We start from the raw sequence: 22544 nt of genomic DNA on the forward strand, positions 1-22544 counted from the left end.
TGGCCGCGAGCTAACCTCCAAAATAATACAATTAATCAGGCGTATTTATGAAAATATGGAAAATTCTTATTGTTGGTAGTTGCCTACTGCTCATCAACATCCCTCGGAGTAGCTTCGCAGAGACGGACAACAGTGTTGAAATTAAACAGCTTGTTGATTTTATGGTTTCGGAGAAGATTGTAACGCTTTCTTCCGATCTTAAACTCGTTCCATTAAGTTTTTACAATGGTACACTAGAGGACATCGCCGCTTATTTCGGAGACTTTATTTGCGCGCCTGATAATACTTGTACAGTGGTTGATACCCTGTATCATCCCTTTGCCATTTTGGGTCGTGGATTACCACCCATGCAAGGCACTGAACTCGAATGGTTAGAAGCGCAAACACAGATCGAACGAACTAACATTAAATATGCTACGGATATTTATCATGGTGCTACATGGCAAATTGCGTTGGCATTAGCTGCAAAAAATGGTTTTTTAGACACATTAAGAGCTAAATTGCTAATCCTTAATGAGTTGTTGTACATCATGGAACCGGTCAATCGTGCGGTCGGATTGACCTTTAAGTACGGCAATGAGATTTCAATATTTAATCCAAATTTTGCTTATAGTTTTCGCTGGTTAGCCACGAGTTTTTATAATAAAGACCCTTTTTTTAATAGCCGATATCAAAATTTCATAACACAGGATTTTACACTTGGAGAGGCATCGGTCACCGATCCTGCACATCATCTTCCTGCCTTTTTTAAATTTGTCACAACATGGTCTGATTATAGGCCGTTAACAGGAAAAAACGCGTGGGCCCAGTTTATCGGCCCTTTGCAAGCTGAATTTATACTCAATAAAGGTAAGGTTCCTCTTTATTCTTTGGCGCTGCAAAATGCAATCAACAGCCTAGCCCCATTTGAATTAATGCAAACGGGGATTGGTGCTTTTTATTTTGCTCCCCTTGGTGCTCAAGGCATTCAGTCACCACTTCCATCAGGTGAAATTTCGATAGAAGACAATTTCGCGGTATTGGCTGGTCTGCAGATACTTAAAAATTGTTTGCAACATACAGTGCAAACAGCGCAAGTAAGGCAAGCATTATCCCGCATTAATGTAATGCTTAATGGTGGGCGGACGATAAGAGGTTTTAACACCCTTGGTTTACTTAGTTTTCTATTTAATGGTGCTTACGATTCAAACAACGGTATTTTCCTTACCCATGGCACAGCTTCAACACCATCTTCAACCAATGATTGGCAGCCCGATACTTCCCCACGTGCTAGTTTTACTGTGGTGAGTACTAATCTATGGGCCATTTCAGCTTTAGGCGCCGAAACGATTGATCGTTGGTTTGGGCGAGGAGCTGCTTTAAAAATTTGGCAGACTGTACGCAATAACGGTGGATATTTTAATAATGGTGAATTGTGGGGACTAGGTTATAGTCTTAACAATAATGTAGGCTCACAACCTGAAAGTATTATGGCTGCTGCTCAAACAGGTGGTGCAATCAATGCGCTTAATTCACTGATTGATTTCTATAGAGGCTCTGAAATCGATGTTACTGACTTAGAGAGTGACCAAGCAAGTTTAAAATTGAATTTCCCCCATTTGCGTAATGACCTTTATTTAGACGCCAATTTTGTTGATTCGACGCCAAGAGAGTTTTTTATTGCAGTTCCACCTTCAATTGGTCAGGCATATCTTTATGCAAGTAAGCGTTTCCCAATTCCTTTTGATTGGAATGCCAACACGATTGCCAGCGTTAATGCCAATGCTTGGGTGATCATGAACAATTTTGATTTCAATCCATTTCAATACACGGGCAAACGAACAGGCGAGAATTACTCAACGCCACAAAAAGTAGATATTCTAGACAAAGCCATTCAATCGCTGAGCGGTGCATTACCTATCGCGGTGACTGTTAATTTTTCTGCCGGTGAATTAGGGCCTATTAGACGATTGGCGCTACGATATAACCTGGATGGTTCAAAAACCAATTGGATTACCGCGGCAATCGTTGACGAGCGGCAAAGTTTTACTAATTTACCTCGAGGGACTAAGGCTATTGCGATTTCAATTGTGAATGATGATTTTGCAAATGTTTGCCAAGTCAATCCAGCAACGAGGATCTGTACCGACGAGAGTTGTTTAAATGTTCGCTCAATCAATGCACACTGGAGTTCAAATGGATTAGGAGACTGTGATTTAGGCGGATAACAAGCGACATGGTCGATTTTCCCATTAACTCTCGCGGCTCTCTAACAGGGGCAGAGATTTTCTTATCGACCATGCTGCATGTTGAGGAGGGGGTGTCATTGCAGAGGAGTGAACGTGTTGGCTGAAAAGAAAATAATTTCTTCATCTCAACTATTTCTTGTTTTTCTCAAATTAGGTCTGATCAGCTTTGGTGGGCCCATTGCCCACCTTGGTTATTTTCGTGATGAATTTGTGAAGAAATTAAAGTGGGTCAGCGATCATGCTTATGGGGATTTAGTTGCTTTGTGTCAATTTTTACCTGGTCCTGCAAGCAGCCAGGTCGGCATAGCCATAGGATTATCAAAAGGCGGTATCCGAGGGTCAATTGTTGCATGGCTAGGATTTACCATGCCTTCGGCGCTAATAATGATAGCGTTTGGATTGATACTTACGAAGACCCGTGTCAATTTAAATCAGCCCTGGATCCATGGATTAAAATTAGTAGCCGTGCCAGTGGTTGCCCAAGCACTTTGGGGTATGGGAAAAAACTTATGCCCGGATAAAAAAAGAGCAAGTCTAGCAGTATTCGCCTGCATTGGTGCTAGCTTGATTCCCAGCGCATTTGGCCAGATCGTGATGATTTTATCAGGCGGTGTATTGGGATTAATTTTCCTTACTCCTGATAAAAAATTACCAGAAAGCGAGTTAACTGTTCCCCTGAGTAGACAAAATGGCAGAATTTTTTTAGTTATTTTCTTCATTCTATTATTCGGTTTACCTTTAATCAGTGTTTACATACCTTATTATTCATTTCATCTATTCGAATCATTTTATAAGGTAGGGGCTTTAGTTTTTGGTGGCGGACATGTTGTATTACCCTTATTGCAAACAGAAGTAGTTTCAAATGGATGGGTGGATCAATCTTTATTTCTTGCCGGTTATGGCGCAGCACAAGCTATTCCAGGGCCCATGTTCACTTTTTCCGCTTATCTAGGGGCAGTATCAAACTTAACGCCAAATGGCTGGTTAGGAGGATTAATTGCACTAGTTGCTATTTTTTTACCTTCATTTTTGTTAATCATGGGTATACTGCCGTTATGGCAGAAAATTCGTAATTATGGTTTTATGCAACGCACCATTCTCGGGGTTAACGCTGCTGTTGTAGGCTTGTTATTATCCGCTTTTTACAAGCCGATTTGGTCTACAGCAATACTGTCTATGAATGATTATTTATTGGCGATGATGGCTTTTATATTGTTGGAATTTTGGAAAATACCAGTTTGGATTATTGTACTATTTTGCGCCATCTTCACTGGTTTAGGCTGGTATTAGATGGCGAACCAAATACTGCCAAGCCTTGTGTGCGAAACCAATTTTTATCCTCACCTATGACATAAGAGGATAATCCGGGAATAGTTTGAAGATTTTCGTACGGTGTGGTTATAAAATAACGCTTTCCAGTCACATAGAAGTCTTTCGAATTGCGTGAGGGTGTGACTAGAATGTGTCCATTAGGCACAAGTGTTGTTAACTGCTTAATGAAATCCACTATCTCTTGTTCTTTCTCAATGCCGTTTTCCACACCTAAAAGATAGGGGACAAATGCAGTATCAAAAACTTGTTTTTCCTTGTCCATAATGATTTTGTTAAGCGTTGCAGCATGAAATTGAATATTTTTGTCTAGCTCATAATTTTCTTGAGATTTAGATTGGATCGCTTGACGAACCAAAGACACCATATAATGAATATATGTTCGCCTTAATGAATTGGGATGTATTGCCCAAAATAAGGCATTGATGAATTTTCCAGAAGGCAAAGCAATTAGGGGTGGATACCAGCTTGTTAGTGCTGTTAATAATTCACCGATGGAAGGGTATGATTTTGAATCGGTTCGCTCTCGATAATGAAAATATTTTTTAAAAGCTTTTATCCATGCAATAGTAACCGGATCTTTATCATAAACAGCAATTGATTTAGCACCTGCTTGCGCAAATAAAAAACAACTGTTGCCATAACCTGGAATAACCAGAACATCCTTGTCTTTTATGTCAGCCCTAATGTTATATTGGTTTTTATTTTGCTCAAATAAGGCGGAGGATAAATACCGTTCAGCCCCCATGGGATAGATTTGCACTTCCTTGTTATCAGAAATTCTCGTGACACGTCTATCCAGTATCCATTTTTTTTCTTGCTTACTTAAAATGGTTTGATAAGTTGTCATACACTTTTCTATAAATGAGCTTTGCTTATCTTATCAAAAAATAAGTGCAACCCCTATAGAATCTGCCCTATTTTAAAGGTTGTAATTGCTCCAAGGTAGTAGGAATAAGCTCAGAAACAGTCGGGTGAATATGAACTGCGTCTCTAATTAGGGTATAGGGTTTATCAGCGTACATCACATCAAGAATTGAATGAATAATCTCATCTCCACCTACGCCTAAGATTGTGGCCCCTAATATTTTTTGAGAATTTTCATCCACGAGTACTTTAATAAAACCTGTTGGCTCACCTTTAATTACAGCCCGCTTTACTTGGGTCATTGGTCTTTTAGCAACTAAAGCCTTGAGGCCTGCTTGACGAATTTCTGCTTCTGTCATGCCGCATCGGCCTAAGGGGGGATCAATATAAAGGGCATAAGCCATGATTCTGTCAGTAACTTTACGTTGGGTGTGATGGAGCAAATTATCGGCAACAATTTGATAATCATTATAGGAAGTATGAGTAAATGCCCCTCTGCCATTGCATTCCCCAATAGCCCAAATATTTTTTACAGAGGTTGCAAGATAATCATCAACCTCAACCATCCCGCGATTATCTAACTTGATATCAGTGTTCTCAATCCCTAAATCATCCGTATTTGGTTTTCGACCAATAGCCATTAACACATGGGAGCCTTGAATTGTTTTTTTGTTGTTGTCACAGCCAACGTGAGCCACAACTTCTTCACCTGATTTGCTAAATTCAAGACAATTTGTGTTTAAGTGCACATCAATACCAGCCGCTTTCATAATGGCAAGTACTGTTTCAGAAACATCTTCATCTTCGCGTGGAATTAAGCGAGGGGCTTTTTCAATAACTGTTACTTTCGAACCAAAAAATCGAAATGCTTGGGCAAATTCTAAACCAATATAACTGCCACCAATCACAATCAAATGCTCAGGAAGCGCTTCCAAATCAAGGAGAGATGAATTAGTTAAATAGTTAATTTCATTTATTCCTTTCATTGGAGGAATGAAGGCGCGGGCACCCACATTAATGAAAATTTTTTCCGCCGTTAAATGCTGATTATTTGCAGCAATGGTGTAATTATTTACAAATTTTGCATGATCATGAAAAACCGTGACATTAGGTGTGTTTTTTAACCATTGCTCAACCCCTTGAGACGCTTTATGGACAATGGCATCCTTCCGGGCTTTAACGTTTTTCCAATTTGTTTTAATCGTCCCATTGATATCAATTCCAAATTCATTCGCTCTTTGCACCAGATGTGCAACTTCCGCACTAGCCACCAACGTTTTTGTCGGGATGCAGCCTGTATTTACGCACGTACCACCAAAATTTTTTCGCTCGATAATGGCAACTTTTAACCCAGTAGCTGCAAGACGGACAGCAAGGGATGGCCCTGATTGTCCTGTTCCAATAATTATTGCGTCAAATTTCTGAGCAGTCATAATGTCTTTCCTTGATGAATACTGTGCTTATTTAGTTAGCGGCATTTTTTTTATTAGCTTTAGCGAATTTTATTAAGACAGCTAGGAAATAATCATGCTTTAATTTATATCATTTAAATTTCTTTAAACTCATTTTGATAAAAAATTACCCCACCTATAACAGCTGCAGGAATGGTAATAAGGTTTAAGAAAGGGATAATGCTGACAAGACTAATACAACAGCCAAACCCCAATGAAACCATTCTCTTTTCCCGGATCTTATTTTGCATCTCCTTAAACCCAACTAAGTTGTTATCCATTACAAAATCCAGATATTGAATACTGAGAATCCATGAGTTAAGCAAAAACCATATAAAAGGGAAAGCAGGGTGGATAAATGGTATAAAAAATAAAATCGTCACTCCCAAAAAACGAGGGAAAAAATACCATAAAAATTTTCCCTGGCGCTTCATGCTACGACAAGCTGTTTTAAGGAAAGGCAAAGAGGGAATATCACTGTGATAAAATAAACGTTGAGCTTTTTCTGCTAATAACCCATTGAACGGGGAGGCTACCAGATTGAAAAGGACTGTAAATGTCACGAGAAAAATAAATAAAAAACTGATGCAAAAAAATACAATGAATAACCAATGTAAAAAACTCAACCAGGAGGGAAGGAGATTGATAAAATATTGGGCATAGGATAGGAGATAATTATAGGCAAAGTAAAATAATCCAACAAATAACAAAAAATTAAAAATAATAGGTAGCAAAATAAAACGCCTAAGTCCTTTAGTCTTGAGACGGCTTAAACCCAATAAAAAATAGCGTGTGCCACGAATAAACTCTCCCAACATAACTCCTTGGCTCTAATGTCATAAATTATTTCGAAAATCGTTCTTTTTTATTGAAACCTCTTTATGTTTGACTGAAAATGATAAAATTTCTACAGGTTAATAAAAAAATTTAAAAATGAAATACTATGACTAATATCTTAAAACCCTATAGAAAATTATGGCGCTCGCGTAGAGAGCGGAAAATCGCCGGGATATGCGGTGGTCTGGCAATGTATTTTAATATAGATCCTTTTTGGATTCGGTTTATATTTGTTATTTTTTTTCTTTTAGGAGGCTCAGCTCTTCTTGTGTATATCATAATGTGGATCCTCATCCCCCTTGAGCCGGCTGATTGGCGATAAGGTAATCCAGCATTTCGTACAAAAATTTTTAAATGGAAAACTGAGTAGACTCTAAAGTGGTTAACCCAGAAATCCAGTTTTTAAGCACAAGCTAAGTAATAAAACCGGTACTAGTGTCGTCATAATCCGAGCGATCCGATTTAGTTGTTGTTGGTTACCTCAAATTTACCCGCTTTTCCATTTGCTCTGGTATTCGGATCATACATTGCTTCGGCGAGGATTGCAGGTACAGTAAATGTTCCTGTGTTAATCGCCTTAATACGATAGATGATTTCTTTGGCGCTAGTGTCTACACCTGTAAAGAAAACCACGCGATCTTCACGGACATCTGTGTAATCCACATTTTCATTGTTCACAGAGTCACGCACAACCTCAAAACCGCCTGGTAACAGGTCAACAATGGCTACGTTACTCAAATACGGGTTATCAGTTGAACGTACTTGAATATGTACTTCAATTTCTGTACCGAGGGTTGTATTGGTAATTGAATTACCTCTTTGGTCGCGATATTCCCTATACGCTTCAATCCCGTTTTTGACCTCCTGAGTGGGTAATGTTTTATCAAAGCCAGCTTGCGTCAGTTGATAGAAGTAGGTTTGCTGGGCAGGGTTATTAAAACTAACTTGCTTTACATTCTCATCCACACTCGCTTGCTCATAATTATTATTCAGCACTGTTAGGGTTTTTTCACTTTTATCAGCAAAGATTTCTTGGATGGAAAGCGCAGTATTATTAGGGATAGGATTAGCCTGCGCGTAAGCACTTAGAGCTAGGCTGATATAGCCTGATAGTACTGTATTGATGTCGCTGCTATTGATCGCTTTGACTAATTCCATAACAAGTGGATCACCCATTTTAGTCAAGCGTTCAGGGAAATGACGGGCAATCAAGTAGAGGTATTGGGCATCGGCAGTATTGTTATCGTAAAAATCGCTGGCGGGGGTTTGTGGATGCGGTTTATATTTATTAATCAATTGATTTGCTTCAGGAATACTCTTTAGCAATTGATAAGTTGCTGCAATATAGGCACCAGTGATGTCTTCTTGCCAGTTCGTTTGATTTTGATCTAAATAAAGTTGCAAGTTAGTTAAATAGTTCGTGGTGACGATTTCATTGCGTGTCAGAATATAAATCGCATAAGCCTGTATCCTAGCCTGACTTAAGTCGGTAGGCGTTTGGGTTGCTAAATCCCGTAAAAAACCTAAGCCTGCACTAAATAAATCACCCGGTACATTATAGCCCTGCGCCTTGGCTTCAGTTAAAAATTGCATGGCATAAACTGAGGCAAATGTATTGCTGGTGTTGTCCCCTAGACCAGGCCAATAACTGAATCCGCCATTTGACATTTGCCGCTGTCCTAGCATTTGGATCGTTGCAGTGATTTTATCAGTAATCTTTTGTGAATCATTGGCAAACCAGGTCTGGCCCGCCATTGCTAATAAAGGCAATGCCTCACTGGTCAATTGCTCAGTACAGCCATAAGGGTAACCTTCAAGGTAGCGCTGTAGGCCAGCTACTAAAATAAGTGGGCTTGAAGATATTGCAGCATGGACGTTTCGATACTCTGGATACAGATTGCGATCGACATCAACCAAGGTCTGTGCTTTTTTCGAGCTACCGCTCGTTACTGAAGTGATAAAGGCACTGGCGGGGCGGACGCTTAATGTGGCATCCATTTTGGAGGATTTACCAGAGGTACTTGCTTCCAAATTGATTTGCGCTGAACCCAGTAGAGAATTAGCTCGCAACTTAAAGCGAACGGATTTTTCTTTACCTTCATCGATTGCTAATGTCTCGTGATCAGAGCCGAGAATTTCCAATTCAGGTGTGGTTTTTAAGTGCACTGAGACTGGCGCATTAGCACCGGAGCCTTGGACGTTGTTGGCAATGCTCGCTGTGATAACAAATTCATCTCCTGGGGCCACAAAAGTAGGGGGGTTGGGGTTGATTATAAAATTCCCGCGTATTTGTGATTTCTTCTCAGCCGAACCAACCGCATCGCTAGCAACGGCAACAGCCATCACGCGCAGAGTACCGTTAAAATAATCCGGGATTTGATAGCTCACTTGCCGTGGTGTTGAATCGGTATCTATAATTCCTGACCAGTAGACGACAGGCAAATCGGTCTTACGCTTAAATGGGTTAAGATGGCTATTTAGGAGTTCTTCACCGCCATCACCACCTGCAGCAGAAAGTTCCCGATCTTGGATAAATTTGGGAAGAATTTGATCCACAGTTTGTTGTGTGATCACTTCCAACGCATGTTTTTGAAAAAAGAAGGCAAGCGGATCAGGGGTCGCAAAACGGGTGACCTGTAAAATTCCCTCATCAACGGCAAAAAGAATGATTTTTCCAGGTTTATCACTGCTGTAATTGATTGTAAATGGCTCTCCAGGACGAGCTGAAGCCGGTGTATCCAAATTAATATGAACGGTTTGATTATCATGGTTTAGTGTGAAAGGTACTACACTATAGCTCAGCGGGCTTATAAAGATGTCTGGGGAATCCCAGTTGCGGACAAAGCTCACATTGACATATGCATTGCCTTGGAGATTATCCGTGATATGAATTTTTTGTACTGAACTGGTGGTGTCTGTTTTAAACCACTGGGTAGCGTAAACTTTATCACGCTCGATTGTAATTAAGCCTGCCCCTGTATAAGGTGCAGTAATTTGCAATTCAATGTCTTCACCAGCTTGGTATTCATTCTTATTCAATTTTACGCTGAGTTCAGCATTTCTGGGTAATGGTGCTTGGCTAGTGCCGACAATACTAAATTTGAGTTGACTCAACTCCGTATTGTTTTTGTCCAATACCTTGAGTGCAAAATCGCCAATTTGCTGTGTGGGCAAATTGTAGCTAGTTCCTTGCGCCTCAACAGTGAAAGGTTTGGTATCCAATATTGTGGATTGAATAATCGATTGATATTGGTAGGTTCCATCAGGTTTTTTGATGAGAGTCGTAACCGGATGTAAAGAGATGAGCTGGATTTGAAGATCACTTACGTTTTGTTGATTTAATTGAGGATTCACCGCAATAAAATGAACAGATCGCTGACTGTCCTGCTTTATGTAAGCGAGATCACCATCAGGTTTATAACCGACGAAATAGAGAAGTGGGCTAACTAATGCTGTTGATTGTGTTGCAACACTTCGTCCTCCTTCAGCTTCAAAACCCTCAGCAAAAAAGGTTAACTGATATGTTGCTTTATCAAAGCGCTCCAGGTGTAAATTAAATTCAGCCTGACCATCTTCATTCGTCGTAGCATCAGCCAAAGTATCAGTATACACCTTGGCGGGTTTATTCGGATCAAGCAAGGGATCGGCGAAAACATACTCAGGGTATTTAGCAAACTGAACGCGTTTTGGTGCTAAGAGAATTTTTGCACTTACTTTCCGGTCAGCGGCAGGTGCACCATACAAATTCCATAAGCTTATTTTTGCATTTAGGTTAATTGGTGAAATCCAGCCTTGAGTTTGTTCTTGTGAAAAGGCTGAGGTAATCCGCATGCGATCGGGTTGAAATTCAGCAACGCGGATAGTAGTAGAGCCCAAGAGACTATCAGGACGTGAATCTTTAACAATGTAGAGGTTAATAGCGTATTGGCCTGTCGGGGATGTTTCATTCGTCTCAAAATCAAGGCTTAAATAACCCATTGGATCCAATGTAAATTTTTGATCTCGAATAGTCGTGCCGCGTGGATCCATAACTGTCACTTCTAATGGCAATCCAGCTGGCTGAGATTGTGCGTAGGCTTGTTTTACAATCATACCAAGATGCACTGTATCGCCAGGTCGATAAATGCCTCTGTCAGAAAATAAATAAGCGCTTAAAGTATTTGATTCTGGAGTACTATAGAGTCCGCCTGTATCAAACCGAGAGTAATTGAGTTGGCGACCAGACTTATTATAGGGGATGAACGAAACATCTGAGCCAAAGCTTGCTAAATACACAGTAGGTTCGCGATCATCCACGAAATCACGTAGAGTAGGGAAGTTTGCCCGTCCTTGGCCATCGGTCATGCGTGTTAAAACGGGTAAGCCGTTCTTACCTAAAATGGTTACTGTTGCATTGGTGATTGGTGTCCCTTGAGTAATCGATTGAACAAACACGTCGTGAGAACCATCGCTGTTATCTTTAACAATTAATCCTAAATCGGTAATAAGAACTAAGCGATTTGCTGTCACATCGAGGGCTTGGTTATTCACCATATCCCAGCCTGTGGCTTGCAATAAGAATAAGCCTTGTGGCCCACCCGTGTTTGTAGTGGCAGCAAGATACTTAGAGAAATCCAAAGCAGTGTACTGTTGCTTGGTTAGATCTGAGGCATCGAATTGCTGAATTTCAGAGAAAATTTCGCTGATGTTTTGTTGGTTAAAACTTTGATTGATAAAATAAGGGTTATTAAAATCGCCTTCAGTCTGTGTCACTAATTGATTGACATTCTCAGGTAAGACACGAGCGAAATTAAATTTAACAGCAGGCACCCCGCGTATAAGCACAGAGAGTTTTTTTTCACCACTTAAAGCAAGCAGGGCGCCTTTATGGAGAAAATTTATTTCTCGGGGAAATTCAGGCACCTTTATGACGGCAACAAAATCATTCGATAACGCAAAATTGCCAAAACCACGCATCCCTTTATCAATTTTGAGGTAGAGATATTGAGGTGTTTGCGCTTTAAATTTGTAGCTGTGTAGCGTCGCATAGTGGCGATCAGCAGGAAGCGCTTGGGTAGACAGTGGTTTGGCCAGAGCTAGGATATTTGCAGTCACTTCTCCTGGGTTCTGCCATTCATAATCCACTTTTTCGGGTTCGGATGCGGTTGCTGGATAATTACGCGGTAATAAATAGACATGCAAGGATTTGTTGAGCTCTGTTTCAGCAACCCCAATGCTGGATTCGATAGTGAGTACTTGCTCAGGCCTATCTTGTTCATTACGGATAATCGAAGCTTGTGCTTTATCGATTTTTAGGTAATTACTGATATCTGGAATTAAAAGCGTTTGACTGACAGGACTCCATAATTCCCCTGAACCTGTGCTGGATTTAATTCCTTTGCCGAGGGTGAGCACTAAATAACGTGATACTTCGGGAACAGATAAATTTTCTGAGCGAAGATAAGCTGTCCGCTTATGTTCATCAAAAGTAACGGTGAATTGATATTGCTGAGCACTTAAGTCGCGTTTCTTATCTTTTAATGCTTGTAGCATCAAAGAGGTTTTTGATTCAAAGCTATCGGCATCAACTGGAAAATTGAATGAAATAGTAGCCACAGCTTGTCTGGTTTTAGGGTTAACAGGATCCTGGTAGAACTTAAATTCGTTAATTTTTGCCTGGAAGGGTTCTGTTGAAAAGCGATAATCATAGCTTGCCATTTTTGCATTAGCTGCAAAGACATCTTTAGCGAAGTGAATCGAATAAATCTGTCCAGCCGGCCAATCCTGCTCAGGAGTAAAGACTAAACTACTGTCGCTAGACCAAACCCATTTTCCAGGCATTGCGGGTGATAATTCGATTCCCTTAGTGATTTCTTTACCAATTAGATTAAGCGGAGCCACGGATTTGTTGATAAAATCATCGGCTGGGCCATTACCAAAATTAAGCGTGAGGTTATCAGGAATAAGTTGTTCGGCCACAGGTGTGATTTTAGGCGGAGTAATTAATGCCTCTATTAATTGGGGGTGTGGTAAATTTTTATACCAGTGATAACAGAAGCCAAGGGCGACAAACATGGCAATAATGACACTGGTTAGACCCCAAAATCGCTTTGGGTACGTTGACGCTTGTTGGCGTAGATGATTTAACCAGGGTGGACTGTTCCAGTTAAACTGGCCAAATATGAGTGATAGGAGGTTACGGATTTTAATTGCTGTTCTATAAAAGAATGAATTGTTCATATTTGTGCCGATTTAACGGGGGGGTTGCACCTAGCTGTTAGAATTCTACATGATTTTGAGTAAGTTTTAATCTTTTTTAATTAATTTTGTTTTAATATATATCATCTGTTGAGTTGATCATGTGGCTGAACATAAATTTGAGTCAAACTTAAATTCCGGGACAACCGATCCTCTAACAGGATTCTTTTGCTTGATTGGCTCAGTAGAACATCCCATAAGGGAGGTAAAAAAAGACGTTGAGTATGATCCGCTTCCTAAAATTTTTTGGCTTTACCTTTATTTTACTGGGTATCATTACTTGGGGGATATTATTTTTTGCTCCGAAGCCTTCTTTATTCGATGATTATAGGTTTTCAACAGCAGTATATGACGAGCAGCAACACTTATTGCGCTTAACCCTTAGCCAAGATGAAAAATACCGTCTTTTTACACCATTATTTCAAATTTCTCCTGAACTCAAAGAAGCAACTCTATTGCAAGAAGATCAATATTTTTATTGGCATTATGGAGTAAATCCATTCGCGATGCTCAAAGCATGCTGGCAGACTTATGTGGTTAAATCCCGGCGGATTGGGGCATCAACAATTACCATGCAATTGGCCCGTATCCGGTTTGGAATTAATTCCAAACAATTATCAGGTAAATTGTTGCAAGTTTTCCGTGCATTACAGCTCGAAATGCATTACAGCAAAGATAAAATTTTGGAAGCTTATTTAAATCTTGCTCCTTATGGAAACAATATAGAAGGGGTGGGGGCAGCTAGTTTAATTTATTTTGGTAAACCGGTGAATAAAATAAGCTTACCCGAAGCCCTTACTTTAAGTATTATCCCTCAAAATCCTGCACAGCGAATCCCTTCTAATACAAAGCTAAAAGAAATTCGTAATAAGCTTTTTACTCGATGGTTAGTCCAGCATCCTGAAGACAAGAACAAAGCGTCCGTTATTAACTTGCCTTTAGAAATGCTGACCCTTCGTTCACTTCCTTTCATTGCTCCACATTTTGTGAATGCAGTATTACGAGACACCACGAAACAACAGCAAATTACAACTACTTTGGATTCCCGTTTGCAAGCTATTCTAAAGCGTGTGACCACTCATTATTTAGCGCGTAAAAAATCAATCGGCGTTTACAATGCTGCTGTGTTATTAGTCGATACACGTGATATGTCGGTTAAAGGGGCAGTGGGATCCGCCGATTTCTTTAATCAACAAATCGGTGGGCAAATCAATGGGACAGATATAAAAAGGTCGCCAGGCTCCACCTTAAAGCCGTTTATTTATGGCTTGGCGATTGATCAGGGACTGATACATCCCAATACGGTCTTAAAAGATGTGCCTCATAGTTTTGGTAGTTATAATCCTGAAAATTTTGATTATGATTTTATGGGACCTATTAAAGCAAAAGATGCTTTAGTTCTAAGCCGAAACATCCCTGCGATTTATTTAGAGAGCCAACTTACTAAACCCAATCTTTATCAATTACTCGAAGAAGCTCAAGTAAGCCAACTGAAGTCTGAATCTTTTTATGGTTTGGCACTGAGTTTAGGCGGTGTTGAATTAACCATGAAAGAGCTCGCCAGTTTATATGCCATCCTAGTTAATGATGGCGTCTGGCATCCTTTACGCACACGCAAAGATGAACCAATGAATCCAGGTAAACGGCTTCTTAGCCCCGAAGCCAGCTTTTTGGTTTTAGATATGCTAAAACACACCCCTCGGCCTGAGGCACATGGTTCAACAATTAACTCATCCGTTTCATGGAAAACAGGCACCTCATCCGGTTATCGGGATGCATGGTCAGTAGGGGTGTTTGGACCTTATGTGTTAACTGTTTGGCTTGGTAATTTCGATAACAAAGCCAATCCTGCTTTCGTTGGAAAGAACCTTGCTGCCCCTTTATTTTTTGAGTTAGTCGATGCAGTCCGGCATGAACGTGGACCTTTGCCGAGTATTGAAAAACGCCCTGAAACCATGCATTTAACACATGTTGAGGTCTGTAAAGCATCGGGGATGCTTCCAACACGTTATTGTCAGGATAGGGAAATGACTTGGTTTATTCCTGGTAAATCGCCTATTAAGACCGATACTATCTTTCGTGAGGTTGCCATTAACAAAAACACAGGATTGCGGACTTGTCATTTTAACGAGACCACTCATTTTGTGGTTTATGAGTTTTGGCCATCGGATTTGCTCAAAATTTTCAAACAAGCAGGCATTCAACGTCGTGTTCCTCCGCTTTTTGAGCCCAATTGTAGCTTAACCCAGAATACAGTTGGGTTAAGCCCGCAAATTACTTCCCCTCAAACCGATCTGAGCTATATCATGCGGGCAAATGCACCGCAAAAAATGGAAATACCATTAACCGCTGTCACTGATGCAGATGTGGCTGAAATTTATTGGTTTATCAATGAGGGTTATTTAGCAAAAACGCGTCCTGATGAGCCGTTCCTATGGAAAGCAAAGCCGGGAAAATTTATACTGCGGGTGGTGGATGACCGTGGACGGTCTGATGCGCGGGATATTAATATACAAGTGGATCGTTAACAGGAGACAACAATGAAATTAGAAGGATCTTGCCACTGCCAGTCGGTGCATTTCACAGTAGAATCGCATACTCCTTACCCTTATGTGCATTGCTACTGTTCGATCTGTCGAAAAACAGCTGGGGGAGGGGGGTATGCCATCAATATTATGGGACAAGCCAGGACCTTACAGGTCACAGGCAAGGAATTTTTAACTGTCTATCGGGCAATCATGGCGCGGGACGCACAAGGCCATCCCACAGAAATAAGTGATGGACAGCGTCATTTTTGTAAACAATGCGGCAGCTGTTTGTGGATTTTTGACCCGCACTGGTCTGAATGGGTTTATCCTTTTGCTTCAGCGATTGATACTCCACTACCAAAGCCGCCTGAGAAAATGCATATTTTATTAGACTACGCAGTTAAGTGGTGTGAAATTCCTAAATCACAGCATGATCATTGGTTTTCTCAATTTCCGGAAGAGTCAATCGAAGAATGGCATAGGCGCCATCATTTATACGATAACCCAAATCTTAATACATAAGCCGTTACGGTGATGCCTTTTGTTTATATGCATCAAAATATGATTATCCCCTAATAAGCGTCAATTACTACTTCTATTTTTTTGTTTATAGTGTTAGCATTCTGCCTATTTTTTAATTTTGGTAAATACGATTTATCCGAAGGTGGAACTATGTTAAGAGCATTAAACAAAGCCAGTGGCGCATTAGCAGGGGGCATTTTGTACCCGATTAAGTCCCTATTTGTTAACGCATTATTTATAACAGGAACCGCTCTACTGGCATTGGTGCTTCTCATTGGTTTACCGATTCTCTTTGCTGTCGCAACTTATCAGGCAGTTGAGGAAAACAAGTTCCGAGAGGCTTTTTTTTCTTGGTTAGCAATTGGTTTTTTAGCTGTTGTTGTAGGACTGCCAATTTTAGCAGCAATCTTTATAGCAGAGATTTATTTAACCTACAAAGACCTAATCAGAAGCTTTGTATTTGGCATTGTTGATGGGTATGAAGAGGGATTATTCTTTCATGTAATCAATCGCGCTATAACCAGTTTTCTTGTGTTTAGTAAGCCTTTACAACTCATCACAGTTTTTGTGATTTTGTTAGTAAGATCAAGCACATATAGAGACGCTTCTGCTCAAATGAATGGTAATGCTTTTGCTCAACTAATGGAGCCAGCAAAAGAAGGGGTCGATTTTACCCCTCTTTCGAGGGAAGAAATTGAGCTTGCGAATGGGAATTCTGAACTTAAAGATCTGCTTGCCCGATACAAAGACTTACATCAAAGGCTGAAAAACCTAGATGACTTGATAGGGAAAAGAGCGGAAAGCGCAAACGATACACAAGATCTTAATCAAGTAGCACTTGATTATGAAGCAATATCTGATGAACTTACCCAACTAGAAATTTTTAAACCTGCTTTAATTGTTAAGCTGTATGAGGCAGCGGATGGTACATGGTGCACTGTACCTGGAACCACTAAAATCATTGATCATACTAATCTACAAAAATGGGTAGAGAAAAGTAATACTCATCCTGAAACACGGGAGCCCCTGGATAATGCGGACCCTCATCAAGGCTTTAGGACGCGTTATGCTATTGTCCCTTACACAAACGGCATGAAATCTGCGCAGGAGCTCGTAGAAACAGCGGTTCTGATTCGTAATGAGCTTAAAAAAACGAGTTTAGATAATATGCCGACGCCAAGTGAAATCGTAAAGGGCTCATTAGCTCAAATTAAAGATCGATTCTTCTCAAGTGAAGCGGCTGCGAATGATGAAACTGACTCAAAAACACCTGCACCAGAACACTCTGGCGGAACTGTACCTCCATCGTATACACAGCCAAATTGAAAATTACCACTTATATGAGCAAGCGGATATAGCGATCTGTTTGCTCAAATCGCATTGTAGATATCTACCTTTCTTTTTCCCAGCTCCCTCTGTATGATGCAATAACTCAATATCTTTTGTTATTAATCATGTTTCGTCAACTCAATAAAATTGGCGGGGCGTTGGCAGCTCCTGTCTTGTATCCCGCTAAATCACTATTTATCAATATACTTATTGCCATTGGTACAGTTTTCGTAGCGTTAATTGCATTAGTGGGCTTACCAATCCTTTTTGCACGGGTAGCTTATGAATTAGCTCCCAAAAATAAATGGCGCGATGCCTTAATTTGGGGAATTAGTAGCTGGTTTGTATTGCTTATTGCAGTACCAGTAGTAACAGCCTTTATCCTTGCTATCCAAATTAAAGATGCGTTGCTTGATTTACCCATTAATTTTTTGTATGGACTTGTCGATGGTTATAAAGAAGGCTTATTTTTTCATGTGTTATATCAAACGCTAACTTGTTTTACAGTTTTCAGTAATTCGTTAAGAACGCTTGTTTTTGATACCCGCAATATAGCCATCGATGATCAAAATAAAGAAGATACGATTTCACAAACAACAAATTTCGTTTCAGAGACATTCACTCCGCTGACGAGTGAAGAAATTGAGTTAGCCGAGCGAATGGGGCTGAGTGATACCATTGATCGGTATCAGTTTGAGTGCAAAGAAGTCAATAAAGCTGAAGGTGAGCAGGGTGAGATACTGCAAAAACTGAAAGAAGAAACGGCAGTTCTTCGTGAAAAGCTTGCACCAGCCCGGCCAAGTAACCTACCCACTCCACATCAAATTGTTTTAGGGATTAAAGAAGGGATTGCCCATTCATTTTTTACCTTACCCACATCGACTCAGTCCTTTATCATTGAAGAGCGAGGCGATATAGAATATTTAGGAACAAGCTCTGAGCAAATAATGCCGTATAGTTTATAGAATAAGCCCAATTACCACTTCGCGCAGTTCGCTTAGCAAGATGTTAAACGTACGGCAGGCTGCGCCAATCGACATGCACTCTAAAGCTATTCGTTTTTTAGATAGCGCTGTAAGAGTGGAAAGAGGGGGGAACTGTCCTTGTTGATTGTGGCCGATCAACACAATATTGGGATTATATTGAAGTAGTGGCACTAAAGACTCCTCATTAAGCTCTAGGATACTGTCGATATTCCAATTAGGAATTATCCCATGGCTGCTCACAATGATATTAGTTTGATAGACGATGGAATCTACCTTTATTTCATTGTCGCTGTAGGATTGAATACTGTGCTTGTCGGCTGTTTCCAGGTTAATATGCATGGTGTTTAAACGGGTAATAATTTATAATTTATTTTATACCCTTTATCGCTGAGTTTTAAGCATTTGTTCGATCAGTTGTATGGGTACATCCACAAGTATATCACAGAGGTAGAAAACATGAGTCAATTTCCACGCATAAAACGGTTGCCCCCTTATGTGTTCAATACATTGAACCAGCTAAAGTCAGAGGCACGAGCGCGTGGAGAAGACATAATTGATTTTGGCATGGGAAATCCTGATCAACCCACACCCCCACACATTGTGGACAAATTAATCGAAACAGTTCGGCGCCCTGATACGCATCGCTATTCTATGTCGAAAGGCATTCCACGATTACGCCGGGCAATGGCAACCTGGTATCAGCGAAATTACCAAGTTACGCTTGATAGCGAGACTCAAGTGCTAACCACAATTGGTTCAAAAGAAGGGTTAGCGCATTTAGCCTTAGCGATTAGCGGACCTGGGGACACTGTGCTGGTTCCTGATCCTGCTTATCCTATCCATACCTATGGTTTTATTATTGCCGGTGCAAATGTCAAACAGATTCCATTGATTGATGAAAAGCAATTCTTAGAGGCTGTGGAAGTAGCAATAGAACAAACTTGGCCCCGGCCTAAGGCTTTAGTAATAAGCTTTCCTGCCAATCCAAGTACTCACTGCGTCGACTACGAGTTTTTTGAGCGAGTCGTTGCTTTGGGTAAGCGGCATGGAATCTGGATTATCCATGATTTAGCATACGCAGATATCGTTTTCGATGGTTATAAAGCGCCTTCAATTTTACAAGTTCCTGGTGCTACGGATATTGCAATTGAAACTTACTCCATGTCTAAATCATACAATATGCCAGGTTGGCGAGTCGGTTTTGCCTGCGGAAACGAGGAACTCGTTGGGGCACTCACCCGTCTCAAATCATATTTGGATTATGGAACGTTTACGCCTATCCAAGTGGCTGCGATTGCTGCTTTAGAAGGGCCTGATGATTGCGTTCTTGAGATTAGATCAATGTATGAACAGCGACGTAATGTCTTATGCGATGGTTTGCAAGACATTGGCTGGTATGTAGAACGACCCAAGGCAACCATGTTTGTTTGGGCGCCAATTCCCGCCCATTATAGGCATATGGGATCACTTGAGTTTTCAAAATACTTGCTGAAAGAAGCTTATGTTGCAGTTTCTCCTGGCATTGGTTTTGGCCCTCAGGGCGATAATTTTGTCCGGTTTGGTTTAATCGAAAATCAACAACGAACTCGTCAAGCTTTACGTAACTTAAAGGCATTATTTCGACGCGACGGTTACTTGCAGGCTGTGTAAGCCATGGATGTCATCATCAATGACGTAAAAGACGACTTCCCTAGCGGTAGTGAGCCTCTGCAGAGCCAAGAGGATTACTACCTAAATATTCTAATCGGTTTAGGCTATAAACCAGGTAATTTACCCTTGGCACCATTGCTCGCCGCCTATCATCAGTTACCTGGGCGCTGGGTGATTGCTAGTCCTATTCACTGGGAAGCGACCCACAATGATGCCATGATTATTGCCTCAGGAAAGGAGCTTGAATTAACTGAAAATGAATCCCTTCGCTGGTTTTCTGAAGTTACGCAATTTCTCCATGCGGATCATTTCCAATGCTTTTTTCAAGACCCACAAAAATGGCTCTTCAACATAGATAATAAACCAAAAATTACAAGCTGTTCTATTCAATCTGTTTTACACCGTTCAATGATGCCTATTCTAAACAGATTGGATGAGTCCTTCTATTGGCAACGGTTAATTACAGAGTTGCAAATGTACCTTAGCTCACATCCCTTAAATAAAATGCGGGAAGGGAAGTTATCCATCAATGGATTATGGTTTTGGGGTGAGGGTGAATTGGCTGTCCCCACTAAAAGGCCAATCGCAACGGATGACGAAATACTCCTTAAACTTGGACTCCCCATTAGCCCTTTGACACCAACAATGAGCCTGAAACAGGATCATCTGCTGATTATTAATGATGTTAAACAAATTGAGTTTTGTAATTTAGAAGATAAAATGCGTAAAAATAAAATTCACTGGTACTGGAATAACTTGGCTTATTCCTCTCCAGCGACCCATTGGTGGTCTAGACTATGGAGATAAAAAAAACATGCGCATTAAACAACGGGAACTTCCACGGTCATTGCCCTCGTTTTCAAGTTATCCTCCTGTTTTGCAACGAATTTATGCCTTACGCGGTTTAAATGATGAATCACAGCTAGACAAAAGTTTCCAAGCCTTATTACCATTTAACACCCTCACTGACATTGATAAAGCCTGCGTTCGTTTGGAACAAGCGATAAGAGATCAACAACGCATCCTTATCGTCGGCGATTTTGATGCTGATGGAGCAACGTCGACAGCGTTGGCGATTTCAGCTCTGCGCGCAATGGGAGCATCACATGTTGAGTTTCTTGTGCCCAATCGGTTTGAGTTTGGTTATGGATTAACTCCAGCTATCATTGAAGTTGCTAAAAAATGGAAACCTAATCTGATCATCACAGTTGACAATGGTATTGCCAGCTTAGATGGGGTTGCTGCTGCGTTTAAAGCTGGGATCGATGTCATTATTACTGATCACCATTTGCCAGCTGAACACTTGCCTAAAGCCTGCGCTATTGTTAATCCAAACCAGCCGGGTGATTTATTTAAGAGTAAATCGATTGCTGGAGTGGGTGTTATTTTCTATGTGATGCTTGCATTAAGACGCCACTTAATTAATGTGGGCTGGTTTCATTCTCAAGGTTTGACAGAACCTAATATGGCGCAGTTACTTGATTTAGTGGCGCTCGGTACAGTTGCTGATGTGGTAGCACTGGACCAAAATAACCGTATTTTAGTGAATCAAGGACTTGCACGCATTCGACAGGGGCAATGTCGCCCGGGTATTAAAGCATTAATCGAAATTTCGGGAAGAAATTGTGCCCGCCTTCGTGAAAGTGATTTAGGCTTTGCCATTGCACCTAGATTAAATGCCGCAGGGCGATTGGATGATATGTCGCTTGGTATAGAATGTTTACTCAGTGATAATGATGAAAAAGCGATCATGCTTGCTAAAAGCCTCGATGAATTAAATCAAGAACGGCGCATTATCGAAGCAGAAATGAAAGAACAAGCTGTGTTAGCAATCGATAAACTGACTAAAAGAATCGAAAATGCGCATCAATTACCGGTTGCTTTATGCATGATGGATTCGAGCTGGCATCAAGGCGTCATTGGTATTCTCGCCGGACGTTTAAAAGAACGCTACCACCGCCCAGTCATTGCCTTTGCAAAAGTAAGTGGCGATGAGTTAAAAGGTTCCGCACGTTCAGTACCTGTTTTGAATATACGGGATGCGCTCGCAGCAGTTGATCGGGATAACCCAGGGTTAATCGCTAAATTTGGCGGCCATGCAATGGCAGCGGGGTTAAGTATCCATCCGCAAGCATTCAATAATTTTCAACAGGCTTTTATTGCTGAAGTTGCTAAACACGTGGATATTTCACAATGTGAAGGGGAACTATGGACTGATGGACCATTACAGCTTACAGAAATCACGATAGAAACAGCAAATTTGCTACACCAAGCGGGTCCTTGGGGACAGCAATTTCCTGAACCTTGTTTTGATAACATCTTTGAAATTCTCGATCAACGGTTAGTTGGCCAGCATCATCTCAAATTAAGTTTGGTTCATCCCGATGGCGGGAACCCAATCGATGCAATTGCTTTTAATGTGGATCTCAATCAATGGCCAAATTATCGCGCCAGACAGGCACATATTGCCTATAGATTGGATGTTAACTTTTATCAAGGTAAATCACGTTTGCAGTTGTTGGTGGAGGCTATGCAGGTAATTTAGTAAGTGCGCAGTCCGGTCTGGTGCCCGTATTTGGC

15 protein-coding genes are annotated in these 22544 nt (G+C 40.8%); 10 read left to right on the forward strand and 5 right to left on the reverse strand.

Annotated elements, in window-relative coordinates:
* Window positions 1-47 precede the first annotated feature (47 nt).
* Together LMI_RS07310 and chrA are read left to right on the forward strand one after the other, a co-directional pair.
* Window positions 48-2207 (forward strand): hypothetical protein, encoded by a 2160-nt coding sequence (locus tag LMI_RS07310; RefSeq protein ID WP_045099208.1) that lies wholly within the window; start codon window positions 48-50, stop codon window positions 2205-2207.
* A gap of 114 nt (window positions 2208-2321) precedes the next feature.
* The gene (gene chrA / locus LMI_RS07315; protein WP_231852098.1) at window positions 2322-3518 is read left to right on the forward strand and encodes a chromate efflux transporter; all 1197 of its coding nucleotides are present in this window, start codon (window positions 2322-2324) and stop codon (window positions 3516-3518) included.
* Here the strand turns inward: chrA and LMI_RS07320 are convergent.
* The 3 genes from LMI_RS07320 to cysZ all read right to left on the reverse strand — a co-directional run bounded on the left by LMI_RS07320 (window position 3496) and on the right by cysZ (window position 6693).
* A complete protein-coding gene (locus tag LMI_RS07320; RefSeq protein ID WP_045099210.1) occupies window positions 3496-4407 on the reverse strand; it encodes a hypothetical protein in 912 nt (303 codons plus the stop codon). The genes chrA and LMI_RS07320 overlap by 23 nt on opposite strands.
* 67 nt (window positions 4408-4474) lie before the next feature.
* Complete coding sequence (locus LMI_RS07325) at window positions 4475-5857, reverse strand: FAD-containing oxidoreductase (protein WP_045099211.1); 1383 nt, start codon at window positions 5855-5857, stop codon at window positions 4475-4477.
* Between the two features lie 113 nt (window positions 5858-5970).
* Entirely contained in the window at window positions 5971-6693 is a 723-nt protein-coding gene (gene cysZ / locus LMI_RS07330) for a sulfate transporter CysZ (protein ID WP_045099212.1), read from the reverse strand.
* Between the two features lie 125 nt (window positions 6694-6818).
* Here cysZ and LMI_RS15715 point away from each other — a divergent pair, with 125 nt between their 5' ends.
* Complete coding sequence (locus LMI_RS15715) at window positions 6819-7034, forward strand: PspC domain-containing protein (RefSeq protein WP_045099213.1); 216 nt, start codon at window positions 6819-6821, stop codon at window positions 7032-7034.
* Between the two features lie 140 nt (window positions 7035-7174).
* Here the strand turns inward: LMI_RS15715 and LMI_RS07340 are convergent, their stop codons facing one another.
* Window positions 7175-12931, reverse strand: coding sequence for an alpha-2-macroglobulin family protein (locus LMI_RS07340; RefSeq protein ID WP_045099214.1), 5757 nt, complete (start codon window positions 12929-12931; stop codon window positions 7175-7177).
* Window positions 12932-13173: 242 nt separating this feature from the next.
* On the opposite strand from LMI_RS07340, the gene pbpC reads away from it, so the two are divergent.
* The 4 genes from pbpC (at window position 13174) to LMI_RS07360 (ending at window position 18293) form a co-directional block, all read left to right on the forward strand.
* On the forward strand, window positions 13174-15477 hold the full coding sequence (gene pbpC / locus LMI_RS07345; RefSeq protein WP_045099215.1) for a penicillin-binding protein 1C: 2304 nt from the start codon (window positions 13174-13176) through the stop codon (window positions 15475-15477).
* A 12-nt stretch (window positions 15478-15489) separates the two neighbouring features.
* Complete coding sequence (locus LMI_RS07350) at window positions 15490-15999, forward strand: GFA family protein (protein WP_045099216.1); 510 nt, start codon at window positions 15490-15492, stop codon at window positions 15997-15999.
* Between the two features lie 150 nt (window positions 16000-16149).
* The gene (locus tag LMI_RS07355) at window positions 16150-17325 is read left to right on the forward strand and encodes a hypothetical protein (protein ID WP_045099217.1); all 1176 of its coding nucleotides are present in this window, start codon (window positions 16150-16152) and stop codon (window positions 17323-17325) included.
* A 128-nt stretch (window positions 17326-17453) separates the two neighbouring features.
* On the forward strand, window positions 17454-18293 hold the full coding sequence (locus tag LMI_RS07360; protein WP_045099218.1) for an OadG family protein: 840 nt from the start codon (window positions 17454-17456) through the stop codon (window positions 18291-18293).
* On the opposite strand, the gene LMI_RS07365 is transcribed toward LMI_RS07360, so the two are convergent.
* Complete coding sequence (locus tag LMI_RS07365) at window positions 18288-18653, reverse strand: Mth938-like domain-containing protein (protein WP_045099219.1); 366 nt, start codon at window positions 18651-18653, stop codon at window positions 18288-18290. The genes LMI_RS07360 and LMI_RS07365 overlap by 6 nt on opposite strands.
* A 117-nt stretch (window positions 18654-18770) precedes the next feature.
* Here LMI_RS07365 and alaC point away from each other — a divergent pair, with 117 nt between their 5' ends.
* The 3 genes from alaC to recJ are packed head-to-tail and all read left to right on the forward strand — an operon-like array spanning window position 18771 to window position 22509.
* Window positions 18771-19964: an alanine transaminase gene (gene alaC, locus LMI_RS07370; protein WP_045099220.1), complete on the forward strand. Its 1194-nt coding sequence runs from the start codon at window positions 18771-18773 to the stop codon at window positions 19962-19964.
* A 3-nt stretch (window positions 19965-19967) separates the two neighbouring features.
* Complete coding sequence (locus LMI_RS07375) at window positions 19968-20771, forward strand: hypothetical protein (protein WP_045099221.1); 804 nt, start codon at window positions 19968-19970, stop codon at window positions 20769-20771.
* A gap of 7 nt (window positions 20772-20778) precedes the next feature.
* Window positions 20779-22509, forward strand: a complete 1731-nt coding sequence (recJ, locus tag LMI_RS07380) for a single-stranded-DNA-specific exonuclease RecJ (RefSeq protein ID WP_045099222.1) — start codon at window positions 20779-20781, stop codon at window positions 22507-22509.
* Window positions 22510-22544: the final 35 nt, after the last annotated feature.

This window comes from Legionella micdadei (assembly GCF_000953635.1).
GTDB classification, from domain to species: domain Bacteria; phylum Pseudomonadota; class Gammaproteobacteria; order Legionellales; family Legionellaceae; genus Tatlockia; species Tatlockia micdadei.

What these genes read in the sequence shown, in the direction of transcription:
- LMI_RS07320 (WP_045099210.1), bottom strand. Translation starts at nt 4,407, where the DNA reads ATGACAACTTATCAAACCATTTTAAGTAAGCAAGAAAAAAAATGGATA.
- LMI_RS15715 (WP_045099213.1), top strand. Translation starts at nt 6,819, where the DNA reads ATGACTAATATCTTAAAACCCTATAGAAAATTATGGCGCTCGCGTAGA.
- LMI_RS07365 (WP_045099219.1), bottom strand. Translation starts at nt 18,653, where the DNA reads ATGCATATTAACCTGGAAACAGCCGACAAGCACAGTATTCAATCCTAC.
- LMI_RS07310 (WP_045099208.1), top strand. Translation starts at nt 48, where the DNA reads ATGAAAATATGGAAAATTCTTATTGTTGGTAGTTGCCTACTGCTCATC.
- LMI_RS07350 (WP_045099216.1), top strand. Translation starts at nt 15,490, where the DNA reads ATGAAATTAGAAGGATCTTGCCACTGCCAGTCGGTGCATTTCACAGTA.
- cysZ (WP_045099212.1), bottom strand. Translation starts at nt 6,693, where the DNA reads ATGTTGGGAGAGTTTATTCGTGGCACACGCTATTTTTTATTGGGTTTA.
- LMI_RS07360 (WP_045099218.1), top strand. Translation starts at nt 17,454, where the DNA reads ATGTTTCGTCAACTCAATAAAATTGGCGGGGCGTTGGCAGCTCCTGTC.
- LMI_RS07325 (WP_045099211.1), bottom strand. Translation starts at nt 5,857, where the DNA reads ATGACTGCTCAGAAATTTGACGCAATAATTATTGGAACAGGACAATCA.
- recJ (WP_045099222.1), top strand. Translation starts at nt 20,779, where the DNA reads ATGCGCATTAAACAACGGGAACTTCCACGGTCATTGCCCTCGTTTTCA.
- pbpC (WP_045099215.1), top strand. Translation starts at nt 13,174, where the DNA reads ATGATCCGCTTCCTAAAATTTTTTGGCTTTACCTTTATTTTACTGGGT.
- LMI_RS07340 (WP_045099214.1), bottom strand. Translation starts at nt 12,931, where the DNA reads ATGAACAATTCATTCTTTTATAGAACAGCAATTAAAATCCGTAACCTC.
- LMI_RS07375 (WP_045099221.1), top strand. Translation starts at nt 19,968, where the DNA reads ATGGATGTCATCATCAATGACGTAAAAGACGACTTCCCTAGCGGTAGT.
- alaC (WP_045099220.1), top strand. Translation starts at nt 18,771, where the DNA reads ATGAGTCAATTTCCACGCATAAAACGGTTGCCCCCTTATGTGTTCAAT.
- LMI_RS07355 (WP_045099217.1), top strand. Translation starts at nt 16,150, where the DNA reads ATGTTAAGAGCATTAAACAAAGCCAGTGGCGCATTAGCAGGGGGCATT.